This window comes from Luteibacter anthropi, from assembly GCF_023699965.1.
Lineage (GTDB): Bacteria > Pseudomonadota > Gammaproteobacteria > Xanthomonadales > Rhodanobacteraceae > Luteibacter > Luteibacter anthropi.
The window spans coordinates 199,803-218,685 of record NZ_CP077072.1 but is presented as its reverse complement, the minus strand read 5'-3'; the positions used below and the strand labels follow the sequence as shown (position 1 = coordinate 218,685).

General features: G+C 61.1%; 15 protein-coding genes. 5 read left to right on the top strand and 10 right to left on the bottom strand.

The window, feature by feature from the left end; translation table 11 throughout:
* Positions 1-299: 299 nt before the first annotated feature.
* Complete coding sequence (mutS, locus tag KR767_RS01020) at positions 300-2,888, bottom strand: DNA mismatch repair protein MutS (protein WP_250877832.1); 2,589 nt, start codon at positions 2,886-2,888, stop codon at positions 300-302.
* 343 nt (positions 2,889-3,231) lie between these two features.
* On the opposite strand from mutS, the gene KR767_RS01015 reads away from it, so the two are divergent.
* The 5 genes from KR767_RS01015 to KR767_RS00995 all read left to right on the top strand — a co-directional run bounded on the left by KR767_RS01015 (position 3,232) and on the right by KR767_RS00995 (position 8,071).
* Positions 3,232-3,750, top strand: coding sequence for a hypothetical protein (locus tag KR767_RS01015; protein ID WP_250877831.1), 519 nt, complete (start codon positions 3,232-3,234; stop codon positions 3,748-3,750).
* A 102-nt stretch (positions 3,751-3,852) separates the two neighbouring features.
* Positions 3,853-4,599 carry an NAD-dependent epimerase/dehydratase family protein gene (locus KR767_RS01010; protein ID WP_250877830.1) on the top strand — a complete coding sequence of 249 codons (747 nt, stop codon included), beginning with the start codon at positions 3,853-3,855 and terminating at the stop codon, positions 4,597-4,599.
* Positions 4,600-4,609: 10 nt separating this feature from the next.
* The gene (locus KR767_RS01005) at positions 4,610-5,146 is read left to right on the top strand and encodes a cupin domain-containing protein (protein ID WP_250877829.1); all 537 of its coding nucleotides are present in this window, start codon (positions 4,610-4,612) and stop codon (positions 5,144-5,146) included.
* 385 nt (positions 5,147-5,531) lie between these two features.
* Complete coding sequence (locus KR767_RS01000; RefSeq protein ID WP_250877828.1) at positions 5,532-6,248, top strand: lysozyme inhibitor LprI family protein; 717 nt, start codon at positions 5,532-5,534, stop codon at positions 6,246-6,248.
* A 32-nt stretch (positions 6,249-6,280) separates the two neighbouring features.
* Entirely contained in the window at positions 6,281-8,071 is a 1,791-nt protein-coding gene (locus KR767_RS00995; RefSeq protein ID WP_250877827.1) for a peptidoglycan-binding domain-containing protein, read from the top strand.
* A gap of 151 nt (positions 8,072-8,222) precedes the next feature.
* On the opposite strand, the gene KR767_RS00990 is transcribed toward KR767_RS00995, so the two are convergent.
* The 9 genes from KR767_RS00990 to KR767_RS00950 form a co-directional block, all read right to left on the bottom strand.
* Entirely contained in the window at positions 8,223-9,905 is a 1,683-nt protein-coding gene (locus tag KR767_RS00990; RefSeq protein WP_250877826.1) for a type IV secretory system conjugative DNA transfer family protein, read from the bottom strand.
* Between the two features lie 27 nt (positions 9,906-9,932).
* Positions 9,933-11,411 (bottom strand): XVIPCD domain-containing protein, encoded by a 1,479-nt coding sequence (locus KR767_RS00985; protein ID WP_250877825.1) that lies wholly within the window; start codon positions 11,409-11,411, stop codon positions 9,933-9,935.
* A complete protein-coding gene (locus KR767_RS00980; protein WP_250877824.1) occupies positions 11,408-11,926 on the bottom strand; it encodes a hypothetical protein in 519 nt (172 codons plus the stop codon). The genes KR767_RS00985 and KR767_RS00980 overlap by 4 nt, the downstream gene beginning before the upstream one ends.
* Positions 11,927-12,003: 77 nt before the next feature.
* On the bottom strand, positions 12,004-13,491 hold the full coding sequence (locus tag KR767_RS00975; protein WP_250877823.1) for an XVIPCD domain-containing protein: 1,488 nt from the start codon (positions 13,489-13,491) through the stop codon (positions 12,004-12,006).
* Positions 13,488-14,219, bottom strand: coding sequence for a hypothetical protein (locus tag KR767_RS00970; protein WP_250877822.1), 732 nt, complete (start codon positions 14,217-14,219; stop codon positions 13,488-13,490). The genes KR767_RS00975 and KR767_RS00970 overlap by 4 nt, the downstream gene beginning before the upstream one ends.
* Positions 14,220-14,862: 643 nt before the next feature.
* The gene (locus KR767_RS00965) at positions 14,863-15,687 is read right to left on the bottom strand and encodes a hypothetical protein (protein ID WP_250877821.1); all 825 of its coding nucleotides are present in this window, start codon (positions 15,685-15,687) and stop codon (positions 14,863-14,865) included.
* A gap of 26 nt (positions 15,688-15,713) precedes the next feature.
* Positions 15,714-17,009 (bottom strand): XVIPCD domain-containing protein, encoded by a 1,296-nt coding sequence (locus tag KR767_RS00960; RefSeq protein ID WP_250877820.1) that lies wholly within the window; start codon positions 17,007-17,009, stop codon positions 15,714-15,716.
* Between the two features lie 23 nt (positions 17,010-17,032).
* Complete coding sequence (locus KR767_RS00955; protein WP_250877819.1) at positions 17,033-17,557, bottom strand: hypothetical protein; 525 nt, start codon at positions 17,555-17,557, stop codon at positions 17,033-17,035.
* 24 nt (positions 17,558-17,581) lie between these two features.
* The gene (locus tag KR767_RS00950; protein WP_250877818.1) at positions 17,582-18,835 is read right to left on the bottom strand and encodes an XVIPCD domain-containing protein; all 1,254 of its coding nucleotides are present in this window, start codon (positions 18,833-18,835) and stop codon (positions 17,582-17,584) included.
* Positions 18,836-18,883: the final 48 nt, after the last annotated feature.

Sequence of the window (18,883 nt, the reverse complement as noted above, 5' to 3'; positions counted from 1 at the left end):
CTTGCGCGCGACCCGGGGGCAACGGCAGATCCGGTCGCGCGCGAGGCGCGCTCCTACATGAGGCTTTAAAAAAGCCGTCCCCCGAAACATCCGGCCCGGGCTGCTGACTCGGGCGGATGCGGGGGACGTCACGAGGCCGAAGATGGAGAGTCATGAGGCCTGGTGAAACGAACGCGCCACAGGGAGCGACAGCGCGATTGAACCCAACGAAAAACAGGTGGAACGACGCCACTATAGAAAGGCATCGCCCCACAGTGAATTCGATTGTTCAGATCGTTTCGATAGATAGCCTCAATGAATTAGCGCAGCATCTTGCGCAGCTTGTAGAGCTGCTCCAGGGCATCGCGCGGGCTCAGGTCGTCCGGGTCGATGGAGCGCAGCGCTTCTTCCACGGGTGAGGGCAGGGACGGCGCGAACAGCCCCATCTGCGGCGTAGTGGCCGCAGGCGGCGCAGCTACCGCCGCCGTGACTTCATGGCCCTGTTCCAGTGCAGCGAGGTAGCGCCGTGCATCGGCGATCACCGTCTTCGGCAGGCCGGCGAGTGCCGCCACCTGCAAGCCGAAACTACGGTTGGCCGGGCCGTCCTTCACCGTGTGCATGAAGACCAGCTGTTCGCCGTACTCCACGGCATCCAGATGCACGTTGGCGATGGTGCGGAATTCGCCCGCCAGCTCCGTCAGCTCGAAGTAGTGCGTGGCGAACAAAGTGAAGGCACAGCTGGTGGCCGCCAGATGCACGGCGGCGGCACGCGCCAGCGAGAGGCCGTCGTAGGTGCTGGTGCCGCGACCCACCTCGTCCATGAGCACCAGGCTGCAATCGGTGGCGTTGTGCAGGATGTTGGCCGTCTCGCTCATCTCGACCATGAAGGTCGACTGGCCGCGCGAGAGGTCGTCGCCCGCGCCGATGCGGGTGAAAATGCGGTCGATCGGGCCGATGGTGGCCGCCGATGCAGGCACGTAGCTGCCCACGTGCGCCAGCAGCACGATCAGCGCGTTCTGGCGCATGTAGGTGGACTTACCGCCCATGTTCGGACCGGTGATCACCAGCATGCGACGACCGCGATCCAGCACCAGATCGTTCGGCTCGAAGGGTTCGTCGCGCACCTTTTCCACCACGGGGTGGCGACCGCGATCGATGTGGATGCCTGGCACGTCGGTGAGTTCGGGGGCGGCCCAGTCCAGCGTCTCGGCACGCTCGGCCAGGTTGGCGAGCACATCGAGCTCGGCAATGGCCGAGGCGGCGACCTTGAGTTCCGAAAGACGCTCGATGAGCTTGTCGAGCAGTAGTTCGTAAAGAGCCCGCTCGCGCATGAGCGAGCGTTCCTTTGCCGACAGCACCTTGTCTTCGAACTGCTTCAGTTCTTCGGTGATGTAGCGCTCGGCGTTCTTCGTGGTCTGCCGGCGCGTGTAGTGCTGCGGTGCCTTGTCGGCCTGCGCCTTGGTGATCTCGATGTAGTAGCCGTGCACGCGGTTGTAGCCCACCTTGAGGGTGGGAATACCGCTGGCCGCCTTCTCGCGTTCTTCCATGTCGACCAGGAACTGGTCGGCATTGGTGGACAGGCGACGCAGTTCGTCGAGGTCTTCGTCGTAGCCTTCGGCAAGCACGCCACCATCGCGCAGCAGCACGGGGGGTGCCTCGACGATGGCTCGGGCGAGCAGGGCGGCGGTATCGGCGTGGTCGCCGATTCGCTGCACGAGGCCATGCAGCAGCGGGCTGTCCAGGCCGGCGATTTCATCGCGCAGTTCGGGAGCGGCGGCAAGGCCGTCGCGCAGCGTGGAAAGGTCACGCGGACGCGCCGAACGCAGCGCGACGCGCGCCAGGATGCGTTCGAGATCGCCCACGCCACGCAGGCGCTCACGCAGGCTGCCATGGCGACGCTGGTCGATGAGGCTGCCGATGGCCTGGTGACGGCCGCGCAGTACGGCACGATCGCGCAGCGGGCGATTGAGCCAGCGACGCAGCAGGCGCGCGCCCATCGGCGTCACCGTTTCGTCGAGCACGCCGAGCAAGGTGTTGTCGACATTGCCGCTCTGGTGCGCGTCGATTTCCAGGTTGCGCCGCGTGGCGGCGTCCATCGCGATGGTTTCGCTCGCGTTCTCCACGGCCAGGCCGGTGAGATGCGGCAGCGCGCTCTTCTGGGTTTCCTCGACATAGCCGAGCAGGCAGCCGGCGGCCGCCACGGCCAGCGGCAGGCCTTCCACGCCGAAGCCGAGCAGGTCGCGCGTACGGAAGAAACGGCACAGCTCGCGCGTGGCGGCATCGCCATCGAAATGCCAGGGCTGGCGCTTGCGCACGCCGGGCAGCGTGCTGACCAGCTTCGGCCATGCCACGTCCTCGCTGACCAGGGTCTCTGCCGGCTGCAGGCGCGCCAGTTCGGCGGCGAGGCCCTCGGGTGAGTTCACTTCGGTCAGCAGGAAACGGCCGGTGGAGAGATCCACCCAGGCCAGGCCATAGCCCTTCGGACCGGCGGCGATGGAGAGCAGCAGGTTGTCCCTGCGCTCTTCCATCAGGGCGGCATCGGTGACCGTACCCGGCGTGACGATGCGCACGACCTCGCGCTTCACCGGCCCCTTCGAGGTGGCCGGATCACCGATCTGCTCGCACAGGGCTACCGACTCGCCCAGCTTCACCAGCCGCGCCAGATAGCCTTCCACCGCGTGGTAGGGCACACCTGCCATGGGAATCGGCGCGCCGGCCGACTGCCCACGCTGGGTCAGGGTGATATCGAGCAGTCGCGCCGCCTTGCGTGCGTCGTCGTAGAACAGCTCGTAGAAGTCGCCCATCCGGAAGAACAACAGGATGTCCGGATGTTCCGCCTTCGCAGCCAGGTACTGGCGCATGAACGGGGTATGCCCCGCGGCGGCCGAGATGTCTTCAGCTAAAGCCATGATTTTCCAAAAAATGCGACATAAGGCGTGCCGCCCATGGCACGCCGGCCGACCATGATACCGCCCGCACCCCCTGTAGGAGCGCGCCTCGCGCGCGACCCGGCCCAGCGCGTCCGGCCCGGCACGCGCCCCGTCGCTTCATCCTTGATAGCCGGAAGCCAGCCGGGCCATCAACAAGTCACCCACTCGGCAGCGTCCAGGGCCCGGCCAAGGGCAGGAATTTCTTGCGAACCAATGCACGTTTCTGGCAATCGCACATGCAACATCGGCAGCTGCCCAGCGGCAACACTATATTGCGATCTCGGCATCACCCACCGTCCCACAGCGCCCACAAGGAAACCGGATGACCCTGCGCAAAGAATGGATTGCCGCCCTGGCACTGACGGCTCTGGCCGGTCCCGCGCTGGCCCAGTCGTTACAGCCTGACACCCAGGAATACAAAATCAGCGATTCCAGCCAGACCTTCGTGCTGACGCCGGGATCGAAGCTTTACGAGCAGTGGGCGGCCTGGATCAAGCACCAGCAGGCAACCACCAGGAAAGCAGATGGCACGCCATGGGGGACGGAGGCAGGTCAGATCTCGATCACGATGACCACCTCGTCGGCAGACGCGAAGCAGGCCATGGCGGCTCAAGCCGGTGTGCCGCAGGACAAGGGTCCGCCAGTGCGATTGCCGCTATCAGGGGAGGAGGGCCAGATCATCGAGCTGATAGACCAGAGCCCAGCGGTTTTCCAGCAGTGGATCTACGAGTGGCATGGAAAGGCGGGTAGTGCCGGCGGCTGGTCCGAGAAGTCCTATGCTGCCCGTGCATGCGCAGTCAGCGACGACACCGGCAAGCTTTGCCCCAGCCCTCCGAAGTGATGCGTCAGCGGGCATTGGTACATTCATCTGCCCTGAACTTGGGCCTGCCCTGATAGCCATGCCAGGCCTAGAGTGTGCGCATCGTTTCCCAGGCGCACCCTCATGAACCACCCATCATCCACCACCATCCTGGTCGCTGGCGCCACGGGCGTCATCGGCCGTCGTCTGGTGCCTGAGCTTGTGTCGGCCGGCTACAGGGTCTTCGGCCTCACCCGCGACCCGGCCAGAACCTGCGGACTTCTCGACGCCGGCGCTGTGCCACTGGTGGTCGACGTGTTCGATGCGTCGCGGTTGCAGCAGGCGGTAGTGGCGGCGCGACCGGATATCGTCGTTCATCAGCTCACCGACCTGCCGCGCAGTCTTGATCCGTCCCGCATGGAAGAGGGTGTCCAGCGCAATGCGCGCATACGTCGCGAAGGCACCGCCAACCTGGTGCAGGCAGCGAAGGCGGCCGGTGTTCGCCGGATCGTGGCACAGAGCATCGCCTGGGCCTATGCAAGCGGACCGGAGCGATTCGTCGAAAGCGATGCACTGGATGTGGCAGCCAATGGCCTGCGTGCCATCAGCGTCGGTGGTGTCGTCGCGCTGGAAGCAGCCGTGCTGGATGCAGACGGGATCGATGGGCTCGTGCTGAGATACGGTCAGCTGTGGGGCGATGGCACTGGAGCGGATACCTCCGAGGGCAAGGACATGCCCCTGCATGTAGACGGCGCGGTGAGTGCCGCCCTGCGAGCGGTCGGGCACGGTCAGCCGGGCGTCTACAACATCGCCGACGACGAGCGCCGCCTCGACCTGAGTCGCGCCCGGCAGGTGCTGGGCTGGTCGCCGACGTCCGGCGTGACCGCGTAGGGAATGAGTCATGGCGGTCCTGTCCACCTCGCTTCGCCATCCAGCCCGGCGATCAATGCTCGTGCTGCTCGTCGCTACCGGTGCCATGGGGCTGATAGCGGCGTTCTCCATCGACAGGGTTCCTTCCATGCCTGCCTGGACCGATGCCCTCTGCGGCGGCGTCACCCGGATGTTCACCACACCGTTCGCAGGCACCGATGCGCGCCCACAAACGACGGTAAAGCCGCTCTCCTGCCAACGGTTGCCACACCTACCAGGAAAGGCGATTACAACGGCACTTGTCTACTTTCCGCCAGGTGCGTACACCCCCGCACACCGTCATCCGGGATCCGTCACCGCCGTGGTGCTGAAGGGGCTTATCCGCTCGCAACTCCAGGGCACGCCAGCCAAGAATTATGCAGCCACGCAGACATGGTTTGAACCGCCCGGCGCGCTTCACTTGTTTGCCGAAAATCCCAGCCTGACGGAAGACGCAGAGCTGCTTGCCACCTTCGTGGCGGATGAGAACTGCGGACCGCTGACGGTTCCCGAGCCTGTTGCTCGGTAGAAACTCGTCCTTTGTACGCGGGATATGAATGCACGTTCAGGATGGCGACTTCGGGAATGTCTGCACGTTTTCGTGATGCCCGTCTCTGCTATCCTCCGAGCGTAGATCAGGATGACGATCACAGGAGTTCCATCATTTCTCGGACGAAAGCGCGGGGCGCCTACTGGAGCCCTTATTGTGTTGCGCGCGCATCGGACATCATGGCCGATGACAGTCTTTCTGGAGCTAGGCCCAATAAAAGGCCGATACCACGGTTGCCTCAATAGCTGCATCGGCGACGAGTACACCTGCCAGGAGACGTATAGCGCGGCAGTCCGCACGGTTTTCCAGGCGTTACCTTGATAACCTCGCGCAGGAAATGAGTGACCCAATCACAGGAGTTGCAATGTTTTTCAGGCAGAAGGACATATCCAGGGTGCTGTGCGCCGCATTGGCCGTAGCGATGTCGCATGCAGCCGTCGCGCAGGCCAGCGATTACGATGCGCAGGACGCCCGGCTCAACGCGGCCTACAAGAAACTCTCGCAAGGGCTCGATGACGCGAATCGCAAGGCCCTGCGCGACGAGGAGCGTCAATGGATCCTCGGACGCGACAAGGCCTGTGGCGCCACTGCCGGCCAGGTGCTCAAGAATGCGTGTACGACGGCCAGCACCCGCACTCGTGCAGATGAACTCGAACGACGCGCCGGTAGTGCGGCTTCTGCCGGCAAGCCGTCGGCCGACACGGCGATAAGCGGTGACTGGGGTTATCGCACCGACTGCGATTTCGGTCACTACGTCAATGTCACCGTGACCAAAGCGAGCCCCGATGCGGAAGGAAAATGGGGCGATGGCACCCGTAATGACGGCAGCCAGGGGCTTTTGAAGGGGCAGTGGCGCGACGGCAAGCTCTATGTGCGTTTCTGTTCCGACGACGGGGAGCAGGGCGACTACCCGGCCTGTCCGGCCTACAGCGAAGAAGTTGCTTATTTCACGCCACAGGGCAGGCAGCTCGTGTGGTTCCAGCGTTCAGGAGAAACCTATGACAGGTATGTCGCCCTCGATCGCGTTCCCAAGGGCGGAAAGGCTCCGCTCGACACCCATTGCAAAGGTGGCGATCGCTAACCCTCAGTAGCAGGTAAACCAGGAGTTGGACCATGGCAGGATTGACTGACAATGAGCTTCGCGCGCTGTCGTACTTCGCGATAGGCGTGAGCTCCGAAGGCGGCGATGTCGCCTACCGGCTTAGTTTCGCCGGCAACATCCGCAACGATGCCCACGGCAATCCCGTGATGCATCCCGCGGGCAACAGTGGCTATTCCATCGGCACGCTACAGACTGACCTCGGCCAGCGACCGGCTGTGGCCACCGAGCTGACCGACGCGTACCAGAACTGGGCGCGCATGGCTCATCCGGACTGGGTACTCTCCGATGCGCAACGCACGCATACCATCGCCGACCTCAGGCGTACCGGGCACCAGATCAACGACCAGCACGGCCGGCCTCTCGACGCCACGGTGAAGTCGCATCTCGACGCTTTCATGGCCAGCGAGGCTGGCATGAACTTCGTCCACCAGCACGATATGGCCCAGGTCGACAAGTTGATGACGAATGTCATCGGCCCGCTGCAGAAGACGGATCTGTACAAGCATGCTTCGGAACAGGAGCAGGCCCAGCTCGCCACCATCACGGCCAAGCTCTACAACCAGAGCGAAAAGTACGGCAAGGATGTGCTTGGCCAGATCGAGCGCGGTGAGCTTCATAGCGTGAAAGAAGTGAGCAGCGCGCTCAATGGCTACCCCGACTATGTCACCGCGGGCCGCGACCACGCGCTGGCCGGCACGGCGTTGTTCAACGACCTGCGGGCCGCAGGTGCGAATAACCCGATGCATGCGGCGTGGCAGGATGTGGCGGCGAATCCGGGAGTCAATCCGACGCGCCTGGGCGCAGACCCCACGCATCCCCATCTTCCTCACGAATATGCGGTGATCAAGGATGCCTTCGTCGATCCGCATCATTCGCGATCGATGGTGCAGGCCCTGGAGCAGGGCGGTTCATACGCGAACACCCAGAACAACCGTGGATATCTGTCAGAAGGCCGCGATATGGTGGTCTGGGACAGGGCGGGTCATGGCCATGCCCTGGTCAACGGCCAGTGGAGCGACGTCAACAGCAGGGACATCTCGCTGCACAAGAATGCCGACAAGACACTGGACGTCAACGTGCATCGCGATGGCGCGGACCAGCGGCTGCTTCATGTAACCCATCCGGGTAATCACGTACGCGTCCAGCCGGCCCACGCTTCTCCGGGAGTGGCATCAGGGGATCACATCCAGCGCGCGGGTACCCTCCGCGAGCATGATCACGCGCCGCCGGTAAAGGATCTCCAGCAGCAGCTGGCGAATCTCGGTTACAAGGGAGGCGACGGCAAGCTCATTCACCCGGACGGCGACTTCGGCAAGAACACCCGGGTGGCTCTGGAAGCCTTCCAGAAAGACCATGGCCTGACATCCGATGGTATCGCTGGCGCAAAGACGATGGACGCCTTGCGCAGCGCCAATCGCGTGGCAGCGCCGGGGCTTGCAGACAAGACCCATCCGGGCAATGCCATGTACGAGCAGGCATTGAAGGAAGTTGCCAACCTCGACGCGAAGCTTGGCAGGGCATCGGATCATGCCAGTAGCAATCTTGCGGGCGTGGTTGCCATCGCGGCGCACGAGAAAGGGCTGACCCGTGTCGATAGCGTGGTGCTGAGCGACGACGGCAAGCGCGCTTATGCGGTGCAGGGTGATCTCAACTCCCCGCACAAGCAGATCGCCGAGGTCGATGTCTCGAAGGCCGTCGGCCAGCCGCTGGAGCAGAGCAGCCAGCAATGGCAGCCGGCGGCGCAGCAGCAGGATGCTTCGCAGCAGCAGCAACAACAGCAGCAGGGTCAGATGCAGCGTTAATCCCGCCAGGGCGTCGCTCGTATCATCGCGGATACGATCCGCTCCCACCCCTTCGGTAGTGAATCTCCCACTCCTTCGGCAGGAAGTTCTCTACCGAAGGGGTGGGAGCGGACCATGTCGGCGATAACGCTTCTTCAGAAGCGGCCTGCTGTCACACCGTGAGCTGCGGCACCTTCACCTTGTCCATCAGGCGCGAGGTGAAGTACTTGTCCTGGTAGTAGCGGATCTTCTCGCACATCACCGGATGCGGAATGCCTTCATAGAAGAACACTTCCTTTTCCATGCCAAGGGCCTTCAGTTCCTGGGGAAGCATGAGTGCGCGCTTCTCCTCGGAATGGCTGCGGCTCACGTCGCCCTTCTTGCTCTTGGTGATGTTCTCCCGGCGCACGGTCGTATACCCGAGCATCTCGGAATAATCGTTCGCATCCTGCTGTTCGCGGGGGGCATAGACGATCTGTAAAGCATGGTTGGTGATGACCGTGCGCGATACGTCCTTGCCGTATACCGCATCGAGCTGCGCCATGCTCTGGATGATGGGCAGCAGGCGGATGTTATAGCCAGCCATGTACGACACGGCAGAAGCGATGATCTCCACCTTGCCGATCGACGTGAACTCATCCATCAACAGCAGGCACTGGTGCTTCAGCTCCGGATTGTTCTGCGGAAGCTCCTTGGTGTTGAGGTTGATGAGCTGGCTGAAGAACAGGTTGACGATCAGGCGGCTTTCGGCCAGCTTGTTCGGCTGGATGCCGATGTAGATCGTCATGCGCTTCTTGCGCACGTCGGTGAGCTGGAAGTCATCGTCGCTGGTGGCGGCATCCAGTACCGGGTTGATCCACGCGTTCAGCGGCTCCTTGAAGGTGCCCAGGATGGACGCGAAGGTTTCGGCGGCCTGTGACAGCATGTTGGCGAAGGCCGACTTGGCATTGCCGCTCAGGAAGGGCTCCTTCGACAGGCGCGTATACAGCTCACGAAGATCGGTGCCGTCGCCTGAAGACAGGCGATAGATCATGCCCAGCGTGGGCTTGCTGCGCAGGATCATGGGCAGCCCGTTCTTCTCGTCGTGCTCCCACTTCTCGCACAGGTACAGCGAGAAGGCCATGAAGGCATTGCGCGCCTGGCTGACCCAGAACTTCTGGTCGTCCGAGCCATCCGGATAAAGCATGGAAGAAATGCTCATCAGGTCGGATACACGGAATGCGGGATCCTTCGAGACGTAGCTCAGGGGATTCCAGCGATGCGTGCGGCGATCTTCGGCGAAGGGGTTGAACAGGTAGATCTCCTGCCCCTGGCTGGCGCGCCAGCCGCTGGTGAGGTCGAAGTTCTCCTGCTTGATATCGAGTACGACCACCGATTCCTGGTAGTCGAGCAAGTTCGGGATAACCACGCCCACACCCTTGCCCGAGCGGGTGGGGGCCGCGAGGATCACGAACTGCTGGCCGGGAAGGCGCACCAGATCGCCCTTGAACTTGCCGACGAGGATGCCGTTGGGTGCCTCGGAGAGCATCTTCTGCTTGCGCAGGTCGCCGGTGGTGGCGAAGCGGGCATCGCCATGCATCGACTGCTTGCGCTTGCGGAAGATGAAGTAGGCAACGACCGCCCAGATCAGCAGCGGAATCAGGAATCCGACAGCGCCGGCGACCTTGATCTTCCACGCAAAGGGCTGCACCTGGGGCAGATCGAGCGCCTGCAGATAGCCGATGTAGGTGTTCCACTGCACCGGCACATCACCTCGGCCGATGGACAGCAGGCTGAAATAGCCTGCCAGGTATTCGCCTGCCACAAGGGCGGCCAGAAAGAGGCCGGCCGCCCAGTATCCCCTGGTTTTACTCATGATCTGATCTACCTTTCCGATGGTTCGTCACAGTCCTGGCGCTGGGTTGTCGCGGCCGGGTACGTGTTGTTGGTTGGCCTGCATGGCAAGCGCCTGCTCATGTTGCTTCGCTGCCTGGTGCCAGGCATCACTGCTAGCGGCGACCGGGGTGGCCACGGCCTGCCGGGTATCCACCTCGGCCACGCGTTTCAGCGGTGAATCCAGCGATCCCTGCACCGCGTAGGTGCGGGAAGCATCCGCGCTCATCACTGCCCGGTCGATGCGGTCCAGCCCCTCGCGCCTCGCCGTAACGGCCAGCACGCCAGCGAGATTATCGCTGGAACCGTCGGGCTTGCGCTGGTGCGCCGCATCCAGTTCATGCACGGCCTTCTGTGCTTGCCGGAACATGGCGTGGTCCGGATGCGCCTCGTGGTTGAGGGGAGCGGCTGGCTTGTCGTGCTCGAACCATTCCTTGGGGTGGGTAAGGGTGTGCCAGGCGCCGGAGGCCTTTTCCTCGATGGCATGAATGCCTTCGCCGATCTCGTGCGCCACGTGTCCGACGCCCTCCTTGAGATGTTCGAAACCTTCCCGGGCCTCGTGGACTACGTGCTCCACCCCATGCTCCACGGCCGTGACGCCTTCGGCCAGGGTCTGCATGGCTTTGTGCTCGATGGCGTCCTTGATGTCACCCAGGGTCTTGGGAATCTGCCAGGGAGCGGAGATGCCCTTGCGGATATCCATGACATCGTCGCGATAGCGGTCGACCATGCCCTCATGGGCACGATAGCGGACCTGGCTTTCCTCGCTGATGATGGAGTGACCCAGCAGCTTGCTGCCGGGCACGAAATTGTCGATGGCGTGTGCGCTGAAATCGGTGGCTTTCAGGGGATTGCGCAGCGAGAACAGGCCGCTGTCGTCCCGGTAGCCGGCCTTCGCCAGGGTGTCGATATCCTGCTGGGCCGCATAGACGCGTACCTCGCCGAAGTGAGCGCTGGCCGCGCTCACGAGATCGCCGGCGCGCACATGGTCGATGACCTGGTTGCCGCCCTCAGGAATGCCCTGGCGAAGTCCAGCCGCACCATAGGCGTTGAAGGTCTCGCCATGCAGGCCGAATTTCGCGGCACTGATTTCGGCCAGCGTGCCGCCAAGAGAGTGGCCGGTGACGGTGATCTCCGGCGGTTTGCGATCCTCGTCCGCAGCGGCCTTGTTGACCTTGTCCATGACCCGTTTCGTGAAGGCGAGGGCGTCGCCGCTCTGCAGGTTGATGCCGGTGAGCACCATTCCTGCATCGACACCACCGTCGCGTACAGGCTGCCGGTCGAACTCGGTGCCGCGGAAGGCGACGATCACCTGCTGGGGCTGGACATCTTCACGTACGTAGGCCTGGGCCTGGAAGCCGGTGATCGGATCGTCGGCCGCGTCGATGACACGGTAGGTGATGCCGTCGAGCTCGACGGTCTTGTTGATGGCGGTGTCGTGATAGACGTCCTGCGAGAGCAGGGCGTAATCCGTCGACCGCGGGCTCACGGCAGCCGCTCCGTCGCATGCAGGCGGATGGAGAACGTGGCGTGCGGATCGTTGAAGGCGCTGGCTTCATTGGCGCCGGTGTCGATGCGCTCGTCGTCGGCACGCTGGTAGGACTTGTGGGAGAAGTACTTCACGACCTCGCGCTTGCCAAGGATGTCGTCCTTGTAGATCGCGGGGCTGAAGTTGACCTGCCGGTGATGGAAATCGGCCGTGGCACCGACCACGGCCCAGTGGCAAACGCCATGGCCGAAGTAGTCCTCGTCCTGGATGCGGTCGATGAATATCTCGCCGCGAAATTCGTTGTCGCTCGTACGCGTGAATTCGACCGGAATCCGTTTCTCCGGCACCACCGTGGCGCCCATGACCGGTGTCATGGGTACGCAGGCCGGGTTGTCCACGCGGTAGTCCACGTGGCCGTCGATACGATCGAACTGCCCCGGCGCGCCATCAACCTTTACGGTGATCTCGTAACGCATGCGCGGCGCGGGATTGAGTTTGACTTCAGGCTGGTTCATGGCTTCACCGTAGGATGGGACGGTCAGGAAGAGGGACAGGGTGGTCAATGAACAGGTGAGGTAGCATCGCAGGGTCATCAATGCAGGCTCCTTCCGGGGGATGGCACAGCTTGATCCTGGGCAGCCTGCTGGCTGCGCTCCATGGCCTGGGCAAGCTCCGCCTGCTGTCGTTGTGCGGATGCTTGCGTCCATTCCTTGCTGCTCTGCTCGATGGACGCGGAGATTCCCAGTTCGGTCTGGACCTGGGCGATTTTCTTGAAGGGCGAGGACAACTCACCTTGTACGGCATACGCCCGGCTGGCGTCATCACTGAGCAGAACGTGGTCGATACGGTCCATGCCCTGGCGTTGGGCGGCCACGGCGAGGGAGCCTGCCAGGTTGGTGCTGAGCTTGTCGGGGGTGCGGCCCTGTTCGGCGTCCAGACGCTGGGTGCCTTCGAGGGCTTGTTTGAAAAGAGTGTTCCCGGGATGGAATGGATCATCAATACGTTGTTGATGTAGAAGCTTGTCGAGTTCCGGAGATCCGGTGGCAGATCCGCGCAACCTCTCGGCTGCGGAAGTTTCCATCATTGAGCTGATGGCAACATCACTCCCGAATTTGCCTGCGGCCATGCCCGCATGAGCAGTTGCACGTGCTCCTGCGGCGATCGCAATGGCACCGTGTTCCGCAGCATGCCCTACTTCGGTGGCAGCCCTTCGTCCGGCGACGGCCGCGATGGTCGCGCCTTTTTCAACGCCATCGGATACAGACTTTTTGGTTTCCCAGGCCACGGAAGCGTGATGTCGGATTTCCTCGACGTCAGATCGGAAGTGGTCCACGAGGGCACGATTGTTTACATACCTAGATTCATTCTCTGGACTGATGATGGTTTCTTGGGTATTGGCGCTTGGTATGAAGTTATCGATCGCATGCGATTCCATGTTGATCGCGTTAACTGTGCGAAGGATGGCATGGCTTCCTTCTGGCTTGTATCCGGCTTTGCGCAGGATCTCGATATCTTGCGTCGAGGCATATATACGAACTTCACCATAATGAGTGCTTGCCGCACCCACGAGATCAGTCGCACGAACATGATTGATGACGGACTGGTTACCATGTGGGCGATCACGGTAAAGGCCCGCTGCGCCGTAAGCATTGAACGTCTGTCCCGGAAGGCCGGATTCAGATGCGTTGATTTCTGCTAGTGTGCCGCCAAGGGAGTGGCCTGTTACCGATAATTCATTGCTCTGACCCTTAGCTTCACCTCGCTGTTTTGTCATTTCGATCACTTCATGAGTGAACTTCCGAGAATCGGCCTCCTGACCGTTGAGGCCGGTAAAGATCATGCCTACATCCACTAGCCCATCGCGTAGAGCATCCCGATCCGGTTCGGTTCCGCGATATGCGATAACGACTTTGTGCTCGTTTGCTTCCTCATAAGCCGTAGCTTGAAATCCCGTGTTTAAATTGTTGGCTTTGGCGAGGGCCCGGTAGGTATGGCTACCAAGTTTTACCAGCTCCCCTACCTCCCGATTCCTATAAGCGTCTTGGGCTAGAAGGGCATAATCAGTTGCGGTGAGAGTCATATGGACATCCTCTCTATCCGAACGGTTGCGTCGAACGTTGCCTGGGGGTCAGGTAGGTCGCTCGGTGTGCGAGATGCCGAAATATCGATGGAATATTCGCTCTTTTCGAATGCACGCAAAGGGAAGTAGACCTTGGTGATATGGCCGTCGGCGAGATCATCGGAATATGTCGTTGTCGAGAACGTGAGTTGGTTGACACGAAATCTGACGACAATGCCAACGAACTTCCATCGGCAGATGCCGAGCCCGTAGTAATCCTCATCAACCAATTCGTCTTTTGCAAATTTAACCGTGACTTCCTTATCGGAGATTTTCTCAACAGGGATGGATATGGCTCCGGATGGAGATCTCCGCGCACCAGAAAACTTGTTGCGAGGGAGGCAGCTTTCATCATCTATTTCGTAGCTAGCCAGCGCGTCGATGACATCGAAAGGGCGCGGTAGTTTGTCGAATGCTATATGAACCATGTATTGAGACGAAGGATTCGGATTGAACTGGACTTTCGGTTCTTCCATGTTTCCACCACATGAGGCAAGTGAGAGAAACAGGCCGGGGACGGCGACCTGTGCGAATCGCTTGGTGAGCTGTCTCAGCTTCGCCAGGCGGGGCGCGTCAGGGGCGTAACGCGTGAATCGTTCGGCGCACGATGCGGGTGACGGTTGCACACGATCGTGCGCTAGCGGAGCTGGCGCAATGAGGGTGGCGAGCGGAATTCCGTCGTGTGCCATGGGTGTCATTTCCTTTTGGTGTGGCTTATCGCTGCTGCTGTTGCTGCATCTGTTGCTGTTGTTGTGACTTCCGCAACTGCTGGGTGGTCTGTCTCAGTTCGCAGCATGGTTCCGGCTTTCCTTGTTTTAGTTCCCATAATGCGTCATAACGTCTTCCATTCCTTGCCGATGCTGAGTCCGGTAAGTATTGATCTTGGTGCGATCTTTAGCGTGTCAATGCTGAGTGGGTACCATATCCCGCTCCCCTCCTTTGCTGTCCCATGCGCCAGCTTGCTTTCCATAGCGGCAGACATCCTGATACTGGGCTAATGATGCGTAGTCGTCGGCATCCCACGGCTTTCCCTCTGGGTCTTCTGGTTCACACCATGGTGCATTCACCCATGCGCTGCCACCTGTATAGGGAGGTATGGGCCACCAGCAACGGTCTCCTTTTGTTTTTGGGTTTTGACCTTCGGTGCAAAAAAGAAACGGGTCCGAGCTTCGATAAGTAAGTGTTGGATTTTGGGCGTAGGCGTTTCCTACACTGATTGCGGCTAGCAGTAATATCCGAAATTTCATGTTCGTTTCTTCCAGTTCGGTGGAGTTGGTGGTGCTTCAACCATGGTGGATCGAGTGCTTGATTCGTGACATGGATGCCCTGTCTTTACGATGTGATTTGGTGATACAAATCTTTATGGATAGGTGGCTGTTGGTCTTCTTCACCTGAGCACCTTGCATGATGTGGCTTATTCTTTGCGAATAAGGATGACTCTCTGATCGTCGCCTCTATCGAGAATGCCGTTTTCGGGTTCTTGATGCTTAGGTGAGCGGTGCTGCCGTTATCAACAAAGTGAGAGGTGAGGTTTTCGTGGATTTTTTTCGAGAAATAGCGTTTCGATGACTGAGAAATCTTGTCGCTTTCGCTGATGACATGAATGGTATAAGGGATCCTTCTCTTTGTAGTCAGTACGTTGATCGATGTAAGAGACCAATAGCAAACCCCAAGGTCGAAATAATTATCGTCTTGATCAGCATTGAGGTAGAAAGCTCCTTCGTACTTTCCCGTCGTAGTCGAGAAAAGGCTGATGGGATTTTGTTTTCGAGGCGTGATGCGCGCGCCAGGGATAGCTTGTTCAGGTAGGCATTTGGCGTTAATTACGTCAAACTGAGCGAGGGCCGACAAGCGATCGAATGGGCCTCGGGCATCTTGTATTTCCAGTTCCAAGGTATATCTAAGCCTTGGTCTTGAACTAGGTCGAAATTTATGTTCTTCCATGTCTCCACTATATGCTGCAAGTGAGAACAGCAGGTCGAGGATGGTAACCGGCACGAGTCGCCTGGCCATCCGGTACAGGCCTGCCGGGCCGAACGCGTCAGGGACGTGACGCGTGAACCGATCGGTGCGCAACACGGACAACACTCGCGAGCGACCATGCACCGGCAAAGCTGGCGCAGTGGGTGTGGCGGGCGGAGGTCCGTCGTATGACATGCGCATTATTTCCTTTTCGGTGTGGCTTAGTGCTGCTTCTGTTGCTGGGTCTGTTGTTGCTGTTGCTGTGACTGCAGCACCTGTTGGGCCACCTGGTCCTGTTGGGTAGCGTGATGTTGGGAGGCCATCTCACTGCTTTTGTCCAGCGGTGTCGCCATTGCCTTCTGCATGTCGATCTCGGCAGTCTGCTTGAACGGGGAATTCAGATCGCCTTGCACCGCGTAGGCCTTGCTTGCGTCCTGGTTGGTCACGATATGGTCGATTGACGTGAGGCCTTGCTGACGGGCGGTCAGGGTGGCGAGGCCGGCAACACGTTCGCTGCGTTCATCCCATACGTGGCCGTGCTGGGCATCGAGGCGACCTACGGCTTCACGGGCCTGCTCGAATAGCTTGTAGTCCGGATGCTGAGGCGAATCCATGCGCGGTGAATGGGCCCTCTGTTGCTCCAGCGACTTCATGGTGTCGAGCGTCTTCGGGCCGACGATGCCATCCGGGTCGAGCTTGTGCTCGCGCTGGAATCGCTCCACGGCTTCCTTCGTGTGCTTGCCGTAGGTGCCGTCGGTTTCCAGGCGCTTTCCATTTGCATCCGTGGCGCCAAGTGCGTTCAGGCGCTCCTGGAGACGATGGACATCGGCACCGTGGTCGCCCTGGCGAAGCGCGCCGGTGGCGTGGTTCGGCTGGGCGGGTGTTTCCGTCTTTGTCGAAGCAGCCGGCTGTTTATGGGCGGTGGGCTCCTGCGCCTTGTCGCGAGGTGCCTGACCGCCGTGCAACGGCGCCCTGGTCTGGAATTCCGGCTTGGCGCGCAGCGCGCCGACGATTTCCATCTTGTCGCCATCCCAGTAACGGCCGGGCTGGATGGTGACTTCGCCTGGGCCAGTACCGACCTGCGAGCCGATGAAGCGGATGTTTCCGTGGGAATCGTAATCGCGAACGATGCCGACGTGCTGCCCGGTGCCACCCTTTTCCTTGAACATGATGATGTCGCCCGGCTGAAGATGGCCGTGCGGTTTGCGCGCTTCGCTGGCGGGGATCGTGTCGAAGTGTGACCTGGCGTACTGCGTGGTCTTCTGGCCGTTGAACAGGTCACTGGTGGCGAAAGGTGCCTTGCCTACGTCGTAACCGGCGTCATGCAGGCCACGCCAGACGAACGACGAACAATCGACGCCGCGTTTGCCGTCACCGTCGAGGTCCTGCTCGGTGCGACTCGGGTCGGTGCGGCCGTTGATCCTGCTGTGGAGAACCATGTCCGGTCGGCCATACTCGAACTTCTGGCCCGACTCGAAGAAATGGATGCGCGCTTCGTTGTAAATATCCGGATTCATATGCAACTCCTGATTAATGAACGTCAGATGCCGTCGGCGTACTGGTCGAGTTCTCCCTGGTCGACCCATCCCGCCGCACAATCGCCGGTGTACTTGCCGTCACCGACACGCTGGCACGACTGTCCCGTCGTCGCCTTTTTCCGCTCGACCGGAAGATCGGCCTTCTTGCAGAGATCCTTGCCCTTGCACTCCGGCACGCTTGCCGTGGGTACGGCGATGACGTAGTGCCGCTGGCTGTCGTTGCCGCGTGCGGTGGCAGCGATGCATACGAACTGACGGTCCTTCAGGCGGGCCGTGGTCTGGCCTTTGCCATCCAGCTTGTCGTTGAGGTCTACGCCATCGGCGCCGTCCTGGGCGGCAATGGCGCCGAACAGGGCGCCTTTGCCGCAGCCGGCAAACTCCACGGCAAATCCGCTGATGCTGCAGGACGGTTTGCCTTCACAGGGCAATGTCGGCGCCATAGCGCGGCTGGCTTCGGTCGCATGGATTTCGGGTATGCCCGTCATCGCAAGCATGAGCGTGGCAAGGCAGGGAAGGGTGATTTTCATGAGATGTTCCATGGCCATCGGATGTCAGTGACCGTGCGGCGGCTTGATCGCCTGTTGCACGTGAGTGGGATCAGGCGTTTCCGTGGCGACATGCGTGGCCAGCGCCTGCGTGCTTTGTTCCGTACTGGTTTTCACGGCGGTATCCGTGGTTACGTCGGCGACCAGTTTGTGAGGGGAGTGGATATCTCCCTGCACAGCGAAAGTGCGACTGGCGTCTTCACTGAGCGCAACATGGTCGATGCGGGTCATTCCCTTCCTGTGCGCCTCCACGGTCAGGGCGGCGGCGAGGTTGTCGCTGCGCTCATCCGGTTGTCGCATGTGATGGTGATCGAGTTGGCGTACTGCTTCCTGGGCCTGTTTGTAGAGTGCATGCTGCGGATGGGCGGGGGCATCCAGTGGGAGTGCGCAAACGTAGGGATGGGTATGCGGGTGATGATGGTGTCGGGAGGGCGGCGGTGGTGGCAGGAAATCGGATGCCTCGTCCATGACGCGCCGCTGTTGCTCGTAGCGCAGGATGGGGTCGACACCGTCGTCCTGTGAGTCGGTGTCCAGAGTCGTCTTCTTTGCCTCGTCTTCCTTGCTGCGCTTCTTCGCACGCGCCCGCAGGGCGTTGGCGGCAAGCGCTGCGGAGGATGCTTCAGCGATGCGGGCGTCCGCCGGATGCACATCGTTGTCCTGTTCAGGGTGGGCCAGTCGCGCCATGACGTGGGGCGTGAGTCGTTTTTCCCAGGCGTCGAAGCGCATTCTGCGGTCGTCCAGGCCGTATAGGCGGCCATTCAGGGCCTGCGTTGCGGCTTTTACGTCTTCCCGGGCCTCGGGTGGCACATGATTGCGCCAATACCATACGGCGATGCGTGCCGCATGCTGCGGCTCGGCCGCCAGCTCCGGTGTGTCAACCAGATTGATGCCAAGTGCGGCACCCGCGGCCCGATAGTGCCCTTTGCCGGGAACGGGCAAGTAGCCACGTCCGTGATAACGGAATCCGTCACCCGGTTCGTTGTTGCCGTTGCGGTCGCCGTACATCAGTTCGGCCAGCCGCTGCGGCTTGCCCTGCAAGGCCTCCTTGCGTGCAGCCTCAAGCACCTGGGGGCCTTCGCGCCAGGCAGCTTGTCCGGGGATCTGGGTCACTCCCCGCATGTATCGAAAACTCTCCTCGAGGCGGTTCAGGCCATTGGACTCATGGCTTACCTGGGCCATGAAATTGGCCAGCTCCCTGGGAGAGCGAATACCGCCCGCGTAGGCCGCGGACAGGACCTGCGTTTCACGATCAATCGCCATATGGAACTCCTGTTTGACCATCTTTCGGCGTCGCATCCCGCGTGCCGT

What these genes read in the sequence shown, in the direction of transcription:
- KR767_RS00975 (WP_250877823.1), bottom strand. Translation starts at nt 13,491, where the DNA reads ATGACTCTCACCGCAACTGATTATGCCCTTCTAGCCCAAGACGCTTAT.
- KR767_RS00955 (WP_250877819.1), bottom strand. Translation starts at nt 17,557, where the DNA reads ATGAAAATCACCCTTCCCTGCCTTGCCACGCTCATGCTTGCGATGACG.
- KR767_RS00950 (WP_250877818.1), bottom strand. Translation starts at nt 18,835, where the DNA reads ATGGCGATTGATCGTGAAACGCAGGTCCTGTCCGCGGCCTACGCGGGC.
- KR767_RS00960 (WP_250877820.1), bottom strand. Translation starts at nt 17,009, where the DNA reads ATGAATCCGGATATTTACAACGAAGCGCGCATCCATTTCTTCGAGTCG.
- KR767_RS00980 (WP_250877824.1), bottom strand. Translation starts at nt 11,926, where the DNA reads ATGAACCAGCCTGAAGTCAAACTCAATCCCGCGCCGCGCATGCGTTAC.
- KR767_RS01000 (WP_250877828.1), top strand. Translation starts at nt 5,532, where the DNA reads ATGTTTTTCAGGCAGAAGGACATATCCAGGGTGCTGTGCGCCGCATTG.
- KR767_RS00970 (WP_250877822.1), bottom strand. Translation starts at nt 14,219, where the DNA reads ATGGCACACGACGGAATTCCGCTCGCCACCCTCATTGCGCCAGCTCCG.
- KR767_RS01015 (WP_250877831.1), top strand. Translation starts at nt 3,232, where the DNA reads ATGACCCTGCGCAAAGAATGGATTGCCGCCCTGGCACTGACGGCTCTG.
- KR767_RS01010 (WP_250877830.1), top strand. Translation starts at nt 3,853, where the DNA reads ATGAACCACCCATCATCCACCACCATCCTGGTCGCTGGCGCCACGGGC.
- KR767_RS00990 (WP_250877826.1), bottom strand. Translation starts at nt 9,905, where the DNA reads ATGAGTAAAACCAGGGGATACTGGGCGGCCGGCCTCTTTCTGGCCGCC.
- KR767_RS01005 (WP_250877829.1), top strand. Translation starts at nt 4,610, where the DNA reads ATGGCGGTCCTGTCCACCTCGCTTCGCCATCCAGCCCGGCGATCAATG.
- mutS (WP_250877832.1), bottom strand. Translation starts at nt 2,888, where the DNA reads ATGGCTTTAGCTGAAGACATCTCGGCCGCCGCGGGGCATACCCCGTTC.
- KR767_RS00995 (WP_250877827.1), top strand. Translation starts at nt 6,281, where the DNA reads ATGGCAGGATTGACTGACAATGAGCTTCGCGCGCTGTCGTACTTCGCG.
- KR767_RS00965 (WP_250877821.1), bottom strand. Translation starts at nt 15,687, where the DNA reads ATGTCATACGACGGACCTCCGCCCGCCACACCCACTGCGCCAGCTTTG.